Genomic DNA, 12,124 nt, shown 5'->3' with positions numbered 1-12,124 from the left:
CCCACGTCGTGCGTCGGGAGGTGGGCGCCGTCAGTTCTCGGCGTCGCGGAAGAACTCCAGCCCGGCCGCGCGGAAGTCCCGGGATCCCGGGGTGTTGAAGTGGTGCCGGCCCGGGATCTCGACGAATGTGCCGTTCGGGGTCGCCTCGGCGAGGCGTAGCGACCGCGGCAGGATCGCGTCCTCGCTGCCGGTGGCGAACAGCACGGGCTGCTGCGGAGGTCGACCAGGATCGGGGTCACCGTCCTCGCCGAAGCGCATCCCCTCGGCCAGCGCGACGAGAGCTGTGAGATCGTTCCCCGCCACTCGCTCAGCCAGGGTCACGTAGTTGCCGGTGACCTTGTCGGTGACCGGCGTTCCGTCTGCGACGTAGGCCTTCGCCTGATCGAGCTGAAGGCGCGCCAGAGGCGTGCCGTCCGGGATGCCGCCGAGAACGGCGCGGGTCAGCAGCTGCGGGCGATCGACGGCGAGCTGCCATCCGACGCGGGCTCCGAGGGAGTACCCGAGATACCGCGCCGAGTCGATCAGGTAGGTGTCGAGCACCGTGGCGAGATCGTCGATGAATGCCCGCATCTCGTACGCGCGGGGGTCGTGCGGCTTGTCGCTCGCCCCGTGCCCGCGCTGATCCACGCCCACGACGCGGAACCCGGCCCGGGTCAGGTCGCGCACCCAGCCGGTGCTCACCCAGTTGTCGCGGCAGCTCGACGAGAATCCGTGCACGGCGAGCACCGTCTCGGCATCCGGATCCCCCCACGAGTACGTGGCGATGCGATAGCCCTCGCCCACCATGACGTACTGCGGATCGGGCATCTCCGTCAGCGGGCGCGGTGCGGCATCCATGCGCCCATTCTCGTCGTCGCGGTCGCTGTCATCGGCTCTCACCGGTGTGCGGATGTAAGTTCCGCGGACAGATGTCCCGGCTAGGCGGCTTGAACGGCCCTAGATGTCCGTGATCGGCACGTGGGATTCCGAGGAGAAGTGTCCCAAATCGCACTGGGCTCAGTTGTCGTCGTGGTCGTGAGGATTGACGCGCGTTCTTAGCAGCCAACAGTGATGTTGAGTTGCCGTCAGAAGCCGCCGGCGGGGCGGACCTGGTAGTGCTCTTCGAGCGCGGTGACTTCTTCCGGGGTGAGGTCGATGTCGACAGCGGCGGCTGCGTCGTCGAGGTGGTGGGGCTTGGTCGCGCCGATGATCGGTGCGCTGACGACGGGGTTGTTGAGCACCCACGCCATCGCGATCTGCGCCATAGACACGTCCCTCTCCTCGGCGATCTTCTGCACGGCATCGATGACGGGGCGGTCGCGTTCGGTGTCGGCGAAGAAGCTGTTGCCCACCGGGTCGTCGGAGGAGCGCTGGGTCTGCTCTCCGGCGGGGCGGGCGACGCGGCCCTTGGCCAGGGGGCTGTAGGGGATGCTGCCCACGCCCTGGTCGGCGAGCAGGCCGAACATCTCTCGCTCCTCCTCGCGGTAGAGGAGCGAGTACTGGTCCTGCATGGACACGAACCGGGTCCAGCCGTGCAGGTCAGCGGCGTGCTGCATATTGGCAAACTGCCACGTCCACATCGCGGACGCGCCGATGTAGCGGGCCTTGCCGGCCTTGACGACGTCGTGCAGGGCTTCCATCGTTTCCTCGATCGGGGTTTCCGGGTCGAATCGGTGGATCTGGTACAGGTCGACGTAGTCGGTGCCGAGGCGAGTTAGGGACGCGTCGATCTGCTGCATGATCGCCTTCCGTGACAGGCCGGCGACGCGCAGCCCCGGACCGCTGCCCGGGGTGTCGCCGAAGTGGGCTTTGGTGGCGAGGACGATATCGTCGCGGTTGGTGAACTGACGGAGCGCCTCGCCGACGATGCGCTCGGAGTCGCCGTAGGAGTAGACGTTCGCGGTGTCCCAGAAGGTGATGCCGAGCTCGAGCGCCTGCCGGAAGAACGGCAGCGCGTCATCCTTGGGGAGAGACCACGGCAGGTGGCCGCTGGCTGGGTCACCGAAGCTCATGCAGCCCAGCGCGATGCGGCTGACTTGCAGACCGGAGTTACCGAGGCGGGTGTACTTCATGGCGTGAATCCTTTCGATGGGCACGACGACGACAGCCGGTGCGGCTGGGGGTGTCGGACGGGGGCATTGGAGCGGGGGCGAGGCCGCCACTGTCACTGGGTTGTGGTGGGTGCCGCGGTCGGGGTGGTGCTGGCGGTCCAGCTGGCGAGGACGCGGAGACGTTCTTCCGACACGGAGGCGGGCTCGGTGACGTAGGTGATGATCGTGATGTCCGGTTCGCTGGCGAGGGTGAGCGCTTCTCCGGTGACCTCGACCTCGCCGACCGTGGGGTGGTGCAGGGTCTTCGTGGCGCTGGTGTGCAGGCGCACGTTGTGGGAGGCCCACCAGGTACGGAACGGGTCGCTGCGGGTGCTCAGCTCACCGATGAGATCGGTGAGGGACCGATCGAACGGGGTGCGGCCGGCTTCGATGCGGAACGCGGAAACCATGTCGCGGGCGACGCGCTCCCAGTCGTCGTAGAACTCCTGCGAGGACGGGTCGAGGAACAGGTACCGGGCGAGGTTTGCCGGCTCGTTCCCGTTCGGGACCAGGCCCGGCATGAGGGCGGCGCCGAGCTGGTTCATCGCGATGATGTCGGTGCGTCCGTTCCGGGCGTACGCGGGCAGCCCGCTCATCCCGTCGAGGATGCGCTGCACCCGGTTGCTGGCGCGGATCTTCGCGGGGGTGCGCTTGGGTGCGGGGCGGGTCAGGGCGTGCTCGGCGTTCGCGGCCCGGGCGAGGTCGAACAGGTGCTGCTCTTCGGACTCATCGAGCTGCAACGCTCGTGCGACGGCGTAGAGGACGGATTCGGAGACGCCGGCGAGCTTCCCGCGTTCCATCCGGTTGTAATACTCGGCGCTGACCCCGGCGAGAGTGGCGACCTCCTCGCGGCGCAGGCCCTTCACCCGCCGGCCCGTCGTGGAGGCGGTGAGGCCGGCAGCTTCGGGGCTCAGGCGGTCGCGACGGGTGCGGAGGAAGTCGCTCGCTTCGGTTCCGGTGTCCATATCGCAAGCGTAGGTCGGGGCCGGGACCACGAGACAGTCACTGGCAGTACACCAAACAACGCTGCCTGTTCCACGCGAAGGAACCTCTGTTGGATGGAATCACCGGCAGAACCGCAGCCGGTCCGCTTCTTGGAAGGAACGCTCATGAGCACCATCCCCACCGTCACCCTGAACACCGGCGCGACGATGCCGCAGCTCGGCTTCGGCGTGTTTCAGATCCCCGCTGAGGAGACCGAGCAGGCCGTCACCGACGCGATCAAGGCCGGCTACCGGCTCATCGACACCGCCGCCTCCTACGGGAACGAGGAAGCCGTCGGCCGTGGCATCGCAGCCAGCGGTGTACCCCGCGAGGAGCTGTTCATCACCTCGAAGCTGTGGATCCAGCGCCGCGGCGAGGAGGGTGCCCGCGAAGCGATCACCACGTCCCTGCAGAAGCTCGGCCTGGACTACCTCGACCTGTACCTGATCCACCAGCCATTCGGTGACTACTACGGAGAGTGGCGTGCGCTCGAGCAGGCCCACAAGGGCGGCCGGCTCCGCGCGATCGGTGTCTCCAACTTCGCCTCCGACCGCCTCGTGGACCTCATCGCGTTCGCCGACGTCGTGCCCGCGGTGAACCAAATGGAAACGAACCCGTTCCACCAGCAGGTCGACTACCAGGAGCTGCTGCACGCCGAGGGCGTGCAGCTCGAGGCGTGGGCGCCATTCGCCGAGGGCAAGAACGACCTGTTCACAAACCCGGTCCTGACCGAGATCGGTGATGCGCACGGCAAGTCCGTCGCGCAGGTTGTGCTCCGCTGGCTGGTCCAGCGCGGTGTCGTGGTCGTGTCCAAGTCCGTCAAGCCCGAGCGCATGCAGCAGAACCTCGACGTCCTCGACTTCGAGCTCACCGACGAGCAGATGGCGAAGATCGCCGAACTCGAGGCGGGCGAGTCACTGTTCTTCTCCCACGTCGACCCCGACATGGTCCGCTGGCTCACCGGCCGCGCCGAATCGTAAGCATGCCCGTCCCGCAGCCCACCCGCAGGCAGCTCCTGCGAACCGCCGCGGCCGGCGCCATCAGCGCCGCCGCGGCAGGGCTGCTGGCCGCCTGCACCACCCCCGAGACCGAAGGCAGCCCCGTGACCACGCCCGCCACCCCCGCGCCCAGCAGCCCGGTAGCGACGTTGCTGGTCTACTTCTCCCGCCCCGGTGAGAACTACTGGAACGGCGGCCGCCGCACCCTCGACGTCGGCAACACCGAGATCCTCGCGAACCTGATCCGCGACCAGATCGACTGCGACGTGTTCCGAATCGAGGCCGCCGAGGCGTACTCGGACCGCTACGACCCCACCGTCGCCCGCAACGTCGATGAGCAGAACGGCGACGCCCGCCCCGCGATCGCAGACGCCCTACCCAACCTGAGCCTGCATGACCGGGTGCTGATCGGCAGCCCGATCTGGAACGTGCAGCCGCCGATGATCATGGCGACTTTCGCCGAACGCGCGGACCTCACAGGCAAGGACGTCTACCCGTTCGTCACGTACGCCGTCAGCGGCCTTGGCAACACCGAGTCGTTCTACCGTGAATTGAACACCGGGGCCACGCTCCACGGCGGTTTCGCCGTCCGCGGGGAAGACGTCCGCGACAGCGGCACTACCGCCACCGTTGAGCAGTGGCTCCGCAGCGCCGACCTGCTCTGATCTGCCCGTGACTGCAAATGTCCAGAAAGACACTTCGGGACATTTGAACTCGGAATTGGACATGATCAGCCGGAATTTACATCAGCCGAAGTCGCCGACGGCCATGTCGGTGAAGCGCGAGAAGTGGCCCTGGAAAGCGACGGTAACCGTGTCGGTCGGACCGTTTCGGTGCTTCGCGACGATCAGGTCGGCCTCGCCCGCGCGAGGGCTGTCCTTCTCGTAGGCCGCCTCACGGTGCAGCAGGATCACCATGTCGGCATCCTGCTCGATGGAACCCGATTCACGCAGGTCGCTGATGGCGGGCTTCTTGTCGGCGCGCTGCTCGGGACCACGGTTCAGCTGCGACAGCGCGATCACCGGCACCTGCAGTTCCTTCGCGAGGAGCTTCAGCGCACGCGAGAACTCCGAGACCTCTTGCTGACGCGACTCGACGCGCTTGCCGCTCGTCATGAGCTGGAGGTAGTCGATCACGACCATCTTGAGTCCGACGCGCTGCTTGAGCCGCCGGCACTTCGCCCGGATCTCGACGAGAGTCATGTTGGGACTGTCGTCGATGTACAGCGGGGCATCGTTGATCTTGCCGCGGACGGAGGCGATCGTCGTCCAGTCGCGGGAGTCGAGCGTGCCCTTGCGCATGTTCTGCAGCGGGACGGCAGCTTCGGCGCTCATGAGGCGCATGGCGATCTCGCTCCGACCCATTTCGAGCGAGAAGAAGATCGTCGGCTGGTTCGCCTTGATCGCTGCAGCGCGGGCGAAGTCGAGCGCGAGCGTCGACTTACCCATGGCGGGACGGGCGGCCACGACGATCATCTGGCCGCCGTGGAGGCCGTTGGTCAGCGCATCGAGTCCGGAGAAGCCGGTCGGGATGCCGGTCATCTGGCCGTCCCGACCGCGAGCGGCCTCGATGTCTTCGACCGCCGCATCGACGGCGACGTTCAGCGGGACGTAGTCTTCGACCGCCTCAGCGCCGGTGACGGAGTAGATCTCGGCCTGCGCGGTGTTGACCAGGTCGAGCGCCTCGCCTTGCCCGGCGTACCCCATCTGCACGATGCGGGTGCCCGCCTCGACCAGGCGGCGGAGGAGCGCGCGTTCGGAGACGATCGACGCGTAGTAGCCGGCGTTCGCCGCGGTCGGGACGATCGAGGTGAGGGTGTGGAGGTAATCCGCTCCCCCGGCACGCTGCAGCTCGCCGGCCTTGATCAGCTCGTCCGTGACGGCGACGACGTCGGTCGGCTCGCCGTGCGAGTACAGCGTGAGGATCGCCTCGAAGATGACCTCGTGCTTGGGGATGTAGAAGTCGGTCCCGCGAAGCGACTCGATGACGTCGGCGACGGCATCCTTCGACAGCATCATGCCGCCGAGCGCGCTCTGCTCCGCGACGAGGTCGTGCGGTGGCGTGCGCTCGTACTCTCGGGGTCCGCCCAGTCGCTCTTCCGAGATGTCTGCGATCGACATGTGCGCTGTCGTCCTCCTCGAGAAGGGGTGCGGGTGGTGGAGCGAAAACCGTGGATTCGCGGAAGCCGCGAAAGTGAGCAGGCCACCGGGACGGCGTGCCTCGATGACCGAACCCCACGGTATGAAGGGGGTCCGACATCCGCAAACACCCCTGTGGATAACTGTGTGGAGAACTTGCGGGAAACGCCGTCACGCCTGTGAACAACACCTGTGGACAAAACCCGTGGATATCTTGCAACCCTCCCGCGGCTAGCCCTCTGACCAGGCTTTTTCTGTTTCACAGCCTGTGGAGAAACTCCGGGTTGAAGCAGGCGTTGAAGGTTTGATGTGCTGTGTGGACCTGTGTACAAGTCGACACGCCCGACACACGCCTCGAGTTGCATTCACGGGCATGGAGACCCGCGGCCGGACACCCGCGCAGCGGCGCCATCCTTCCCCCTTTTCAGAAGAAAGGGATAGACAACCCACATCGCCGCGAGTAACGTCGCCGACCCAGGCACCCTCTCGACCGCGTCGCGTTCGCGACGCGCGACGCGCATCCGTCTCAGGAGGTGAACGTGGAAGCGACGCACTCGACACGGTCGAGGACGCTCCGTCTGGCACTCGCCGGCTGCTTCCTCGCGCTCGCCTGGCTGACCCTCTCCCTCGTGGCGACCTCGGTTCCTGCGCACGCGGATGACGGAGAACGCGATCGCCCTGGTCTTCTGGGTGCCGTGGTGGATGTCGTCGATACCGCGGCGGACTCCGTGACGGGCACCGTCGACGTCGTCGGCGGCACCGTGGGCGGAGTCGCGGAGTCTGCCGTCGAGGTCGCCCCCGCGCCGGTCGCCGAGCCGGTCTCCGCGGTCGTGGAGACGGTCGGCGAGGTAGCGCAGCCGGTCACTCAGCCGGTTGCAGAGGTCGTCACCGGTGGAGCGGTCGAGTCGATCACCGCGCCGGTCGTCGATCTCGTGACCGAGGTTCCGGTCGTGGGCACCGTGGTGACCGGCATCGGAGCGGATGACGCCGTCGCCGACCTGAGCAGCACGGCCGATCGGTCCCTCGGCGCAGTCGTCGAGACCGTCTCCGACACCGGCGAATCCGTCGGCCTTCCGCCGGTCGCTCCTGCAGCCCCCGACATCGATCCCGTCACTCCGGCGCCGACGACTCCGCCGATCGCTGAGGACATCACGAACGGTACGGGCACGGTCGACGTCCCGAGTTCCGGCGCTGAGTCGCTGCCCGTCGTGGCCTCGTTGCCCGTAGGCGTCGTGTCGGCCTCGTCGTCGATGCCCTCCGTGACGTCCGCTTTCGCCGCTTCTCCCGACGCGATCTCTCCCGCCGTTCCGACGGCGGCGTCCGTCGTGTCGGGCGCAGACTCCTCCCCCACGACCTCCTTCTTCGCCGGAGGCCTCTGCCTCCCGGCGGCAGCATCCGGACCGGGTGGCACCGGTCCGGGCGTCCTGGCCCTCGCGGCGCTCGGGCCGCTCGTCGCACACCGTGCCTGGGTGCGACGCGGTCGACTCGAGAACCACGCGACGCCACCGGCGCCCCTCTTCGCCACCGACGTCTCCCCCGACTGATCGCGGCTCCGCCGCTCCCGTTGCGGCACCGCATCCATCGCGCGCCGATGCGCGCTCAGATCAGTCAACTTTCAGGAGAGACAACCATGAACACCATGCTCACGCGCGCCCTGTGGGGCACGCTTCTGGCCGGCGGGATCACCCTCGCCGGCGGCGCGGCGGCGAACGCCGTCGAGCTCCTCGGAGACACGACCGGCGAAGACGGGCTGCTCTCGGGCACCCAGGCCGTTCTGAACGTCGATCTCCCCGTCACGATCGGGGGCAACGCCCTCTCGATCATCGGCGACGCGACGTCGGTCGACGCGGAGACTGCAGCACCCACCGCCGAACCGGCGCCGGTCGTGGCCGAGACCAGCGGTCACGACAGTGTGGGAGGCGGTTCGCAGGCGATCATCGACGTCGATGTTCCGGTCACCGTCGGCGGCAACGCCGTGTCGGTGACCGGGGACGCCACGACGGTCGATGCCGACACGGGAACGGATGCCGCGCCCGCGGCACCGGTCGCGCAGGAGCCTACGGCGGAGCCCGTCGCCGACGCTCCGGTGGTCGGGGTCACGGACGGGTCGGACTCGATCCTCGGCGGGACCCAGGGCATCGTCGCCGTGGACGCACCCGTGACGGTCGGCGGCAACGCCGTCTCCGTCATCGGAGACGCCACCACCGTGGACTCCACCACCACCGGCGGCACCACCGGACACGGAGGCGGACTCCTGGGCATCACCGACGGATCGGACTCGATCCTCGGCGGCACCCAGATCCTCGCCCCCATCACCGCACCCGTCACGGTCGGCGGCAACGCCGTCTCCGTCATCGGAGACGCCACCACCGTGGACTCCACCACCATCGGCGGCACCAACGGGAACGGACACAGCGAAGGCGGACTTCTCGGCATCACCAACGGATCGGACTCGATCCTCGGCGGCACCCAGATCCTCGCCCCCATCACCGCACCCCTCACCGCCGGCGGCAACGCCGTCTCCGTCATCGGAGACGCCACCACCATCGGCGCCGTGACCGGTACCCCGGGAACGCCTGGCGAGCCCGGAACGCCCGGTGAGCCCGGCACCCCTGGAACGCCCGGCACCCCCGGAACTCCGGGCACCCCCGGAACCCCCGGTGAGCCCGGCACCCCTGGAACGCCCGGCACGCCCGGTGCTCCCGGCACACCCGGAACCCCCGGTGCCCCCGGCACCCCTGGAACGCCCGGCACGCCCGGTGCTCCCGGCACACCCGGAACCCCCGGTGCCCCCGGTGGCTCGGGCACTCCGGGCACACCTGCGGGCGCGGCGATGCCGACCGGCATGCCGGCGAGTGCGGCATCCGGATCCGGGTCGATACTGGCGGCGACCGGGGTCGCTGAGCTGCCGATCGTCCTGATCCCGCTGGCTGTGCTGCTCATGCTCGCGGGTGTGGTCGCGACCGCCACCCGTCGACGCACCGTCTGAACGGGCGGGGAGGGTCGGCACCGCCTGAGCCGGCCCTCCCCGATCCCGACGCCCGCGCGCAACCCCCGTGACCGGAACCGATCCACCCCGTAACGTGGATCGGTATTCGTGCGCGCGCACCTGATCGCAGAGAGGAGTCGTCGATGACGAATCCCCCGTCGCATCACGACCCGCAGATCGGCACCACCCTCGACGGCCGGTACACCCTCCTCGAGCTCGTCGGCGAGGGTGGGATGGCCAAGGTGTTCCGCGCTCACGACCGCACGCTCGAACGCACTGTCGCGGTGAAGGTGCTTCGCGGTGCCGCCGGCGACGCCGAAGTCATCGAACGGGCCCGGTCGGAGACGCGCCTTCTGGCCTCCCTCAATCACCATGCCCTGGTGACGCTGTTCGATGCCCGGATCGACGACGACGCCGGCGGCTATCTCGTCATCGAATACATCCCGGGCCTGACCCTCCGCGATTTGATCGCGCAGGGTCCGATCGACCCGACGGAGCTGGCGGGCGTGGCGGTCGACATCGCCGACGCCCTCCACTACGCGCACGACGCGGGCATCATCCACCGCGACATCAAGCCCGGAAACGTCCTCCTCACGCGCTCATCACGCCCCGGACGCACGTGGCGCGCCAAGCTCGCCGACTTCGGGATCGCTCATCTGCTCGACTCCGAGCGCCTCACCAACCCCGGTCTCGTCGTCGGCACCATGGCCTACCTCGCTCCGGAGCAGGCCCAGGGCGCCCCGCCCGCGCCTCCCGCCGATGTGTACTCGTTCGGCCTCCTGCTGCTCGAATCCCTGACCGGGAAGCGGGCGTTCGACGGCGCGGAGGGAATCGCCGCGCTCACCGCGCGCCTGACCTCGGCGCCGGAGATCCCCGCCGACCTCCCCGACGACTGGCGGACGCTCATCGAGCGCATGACCGCCACCGACCCGGGCGCGCGGCCGACGGCGCTCGAGGTCCTGATGACCGCGGAGGCGCTGCCCACGGATGCTGCGGCGTTCGCCCGCTCGGAGGACACCGTACCGATGCCCGGTGCGCGTCGGATCCCGGCCATCCCTGCGGTCCCGGCGGATGTCGCGGCCGGCGCCAACGAGACACGCTCGGAGACGGGCCGGACCGCCGTCATGCCCTCACCCACGCCCGCATCGCCCGGAGGCGCACCAGCGGCGAAGCGGGAACGTCGACGCCGCCGTCCGGCGATCGTCCCCATCGGCATCGCAGCGGGAGTCGTCGCGGCGATCCTCACGGTGGGGGGGATCTGGTGGGGCAACGCCGCCGGCACCCCCGTCCCCGCGAGCACGCCCGCTCCCGCCGTGGAGGTGCCGGCGGAAGAGACTGATCCGGAGGACACCGCGGTGGTGGAGGAGTCCCCTGCCCCGGCGGCTCCTGACGTGGTGGAGGAGCAGCCGGTCGTAGAGGAACAGCCCGTCGTGGAGGAACAGCCCGTCGTGGAGGAACAGCCCGTCGTCGAGGAGCAGCCCCAGAACGACAACCGTGGCCCGGGCAACAACTCCGGCAAAGGGAACGAGAAGAAGGAGGAGAAGGGCAACGGCAAGCCCTGATCCGAGAACGACGGATGCCGCGGACCCGAAGGTCCGCGGCATCCGTTCTGCTCTGCCGAGCCGTCGTTGATTATTTCGCGGCGACGACCTGGAGCGTGATCACGGCGGTGAGGTCTTCCGCGAGGCGAACGGTCGCCTCGTGCTCGCCCACCGACTTGATCGGGGAGGTGATGTGGATCTTGCGCTTGTCGAGCTCGCCGAGGCCGGCGGTCTTGACCGCGTCGGCGACGTCGGCGGTCTTGACCGAACCGAACAGACGACCCTCGGCGCCGGCCTTGACGGCCAGACGGACCTTGTTCGACTCGAGCGTGTTCTTCAGAGCCACGGCCTCTTCGCGGTCGTGGATCACGCGGGCGTCGCGAGCGGCGCGAATGGACGCGACCTGCTTCTCGCCACCGCGCGACCACGCCACTGCGAAGCCCTGGGGGATGAGGTAATTACGGGCGTACCCGTTCTTGACCTCGACAACGTCGCCGGCGCCACCGAGCCCGACGACCTCGTTGGTGAGGATGAGCTTTGCCATGTCGGTTCTCCTTAGCGGCCAGCGCCGGCGTAAGGCAGGAGCGCCATTTCGCGCGCGTTCTTGATCGCCTTGGCGATCAGACGCTGCTCCTGCACCGAGACACCGGTGATACGACGGGCGCGGATCTTCCCGCGCTCCGAGATGAACTTGCGAAGAGTGGCGACGTCCTTGTAGTCGATGACGCCGACGCGGATCGCCTTCGCGGGAGCGGCGTTCTTCGCGCCCTTCCGCGGCTTGCGGCGGTCGCCGGTTGCCTTTCCAGCCATGTGTGTTCCTTTACTTCAAGAGGGAGATCGGATGCCTCGACGCGACGCATCCGGTGATCTGTCGATCGTGCGATCGAGGGATCAGAAGGGGGTGTCGTCGCCGTAGGTGCCGGGAGCGCTCCACGCGTCAGCCCCGCCGGCGTTGCCGGAGTTGCTGTTGCCGCCGGCCGAACCGGGGGTCGACCACGGCTCGTCGGCGACCTGCGCCTGACGGGCCTGACCGCCGCCACCCGACGCACGCGTGACCTGGGCGGTCGCGTAACGCAGGCTGGGGCCGATCTCGTCGACCTCGAGCTCGATCGAGGTGCGGTTGTTGCCTTCGCGGTCCTGGTAGTTGCGCTGCTTCAGACGACCGGTCGCGATGACGCGGGAGCCCTTCGTCAGCGAACCGGCCACGTGCTCGGCGAACTCGCGCCACACGCTCGCGCGGAGGAACAGCGCGTCGCCGTCCTTCCACTCGTTGGCCTGACGGTCGAAGGTGCGCGGCGTCGACGCGATCGTGAAGTTCGCGACGGGCAGCCCGTTCTGCGTGTACCGCAGCTCGGGGTCAGCCGTGAGGTTTCCCACCACGGTGATGATCGTCTCGCCGGCCATC

The 12,124-nt window shown here is 68.6% G+C and carries 12 protein-coding genes; 5 read left to right on the top strand and 7 right to left on the bottom strand.

The window, feature by feature from the left end:
* Positions 1 to 30 precede the first annotated feature (30 nt).
* The 3 genes from KZC50_RS04420 to KZC50_RS04410 all read right to left on the bottom strand — a co-directional run bounded on the left by KZC50_RS04420 (position 31) and on the right by KZC50_RS04410 (position 3,034).
* On the bottom strand, positions 31 to 837 hold the full coding sequence (locus tag KZC50_RS04420) for an alpha/beta fold hydrolase (RefSeq protein WP_053546841.1): 807 nt from the start codon (positions 835 to 837) through the stop codon (positions 31 to 33).
* 227 nt (positions 838 to 1,064) lie between these two features.
* On the bottom strand, positions 1,065 to 2,051 hold the full coding sequence (locus KZC50_RS04415) for an aldo/keto reductase (protein WP_310890737.1): 987 nt from the start codon (positions 2,049 to 2,051) through the stop codon (positions 1,065 to 1,067).
* A 92-nt stretch (positions 2,052 to 2,143) separates the two neighbouring features.
* Positions 2,144 to 3,034 carry a helix-turn-helix domain-containing protein gene (locus tag KZC50_RS04410; protein WP_310890736.1) on the bottom strand — a complete coding sequence of 297 codons (891 nt, stop codon included), beginning with the start codon at positions 3,032 to 3,034 and terminating at the stop codon, positions 2,144 to 2,146.
* 144 nt (positions 3,035 to 3,178) lie between these two features.
* Here KZC50_RS04410 and KZC50_RS04405 point away from each other — a divergent pair, with 144 nt between their 5' ends.
* Entirely contained in the window at positions 3,179 to 4,033 is an 855-nt protein-coding gene (locus KZC50_RS04405) for an aldo/keto reductase (RefSeq protein ID WP_310890735.1), read from the top strand.
* A gap of 2 nt (positions 4,034 to 4,035) precedes the next feature.
* A complete protein-coding gene (locus tag KZC50_RS04400) occupies positions 4,036 to 4,716 on the top strand; it encodes a flavodoxin (RefSeq protein WP_310890734.1) in 681 nt (226 codons plus the stop codon).
* A gap of 81 nt (positions 4,717 to 4,797) precedes the next feature.
* Here KZC50_RS04400 and dnaB read toward each other — a convergent pair whose 3' ends face one another.
* Positions 4,798 to 6,171 carry a replicative DNA helicase gene (gene dnaB / locus KZC50_RS04395; protein WP_236966994.1) on the bottom strand — a complete coding sequence of 458 codons (1,374 nt, stop codon included), beginning with the start codon at positions 6,169 to 6,171 and terminating at the stop codon, positions 4,798 to 4,800.
* 557 nt (positions 6,172 to 6,728) lie between these two features.
* Here dnaB and KZC50_RS04390 point away from each other — a divergent pair.
* The 3 genes from KZC50_RS04390 (at position 6,729) to KZC50_RS04380 (ending at position 10,740) form a co-directional block, all read left to right on the top strand.
* Complete coding sequence (locus tag KZC50_RS04390) at positions 6,729 to 7,733, top strand: hypothetical protein (RefSeq protein WP_310890733.1); 1,005 nt, start codon at positions 6,729 to 6,731, stop codon at positions 7,731 to 7,733.
* 86 nt (positions 7,734 to 7,819) lie between these two features.
* Complete coding sequence (locus KZC50_RS04385) at positions 7,820 to 9,178, top strand: hypothetical protein (protein ID WP_310890732.1); 1,359 nt, start codon at positions 7,820 to 7,822, stop codon at positions 9,176 to 9,178.
* A 143-nt stretch (positions 9,179 to 9,321) separates the two neighbouring features.
* Positions 9,322 to 10,740, top strand: coding sequence for a serine/threonine-protein kinase (locus tag KZC50_RS04380; protein ID WP_310890731.1), 1,419 nt, complete (start codon positions 9,322 to 9,324; stop codon positions 10,738 to 10,740).
* A gap of 70 nt (positions 10,741 to 10,810) precedes the next feature.
* Here KZC50_RS04380 and rplI read toward each other — a convergent pair whose 3' ends face one another.
* From rplI to KZC50_RS04365, 3 genes are all read right to left on the bottom strand, one after another.
* Positions 10,811 to 11,263 (bottom strand): 50S ribosomal protein L9, encoded by a 453-nt coding sequence (rplI, locus tag KZC50_RS04375; protein WP_053546747.1) that lies wholly within the window; start codon positions 11,261 to 11,263, stop codon positions 10,811 to 10,813.
* 11 nt (positions 11,264 to 11,274) lie between these two features.
* Complete coding sequence (gene rpsR, locus KZC50_RS04370; protein WP_005054609.1) at positions 11,275 to 11,529, bottom strand: 30S ribosomal protein S18; 255 nt, start codon at positions 11,527 to 11,529, stop codon at positions 11,275 to 11,277.
* An 81-nt stretch (positions 11,530 to 11,610) separates the two neighbouring features.
* The gene (locus KZC50_RS04365) at positions 11,611 to 12,123 is read right to left on the bottom strand and encodes a single-stranded DNA-binding protein (protein WP_053546746.1); all 513 of its coding nucleotides are present in this window, start codon (positions 12,121 to 12,123) and stop codon (positions 11,611 to 11,613) included.
* Position 12,124: the final 1 nt, after the last annotated feature.

This window comes from Microbacterium aurantiacum, from assembly GCF_031625015.1.
GTDB classification, from domain to species: Bacteria; Actinomycetota; Actinomycetes; order Actinomycetales; family Microbacteriaceae; genus Microbacterium; species Microbacterium aurantiacum.
Note: the sequence above shows the minus strand (reverse complement) of the source record. Positions and strands in the feature narration are given on the sequence as shown.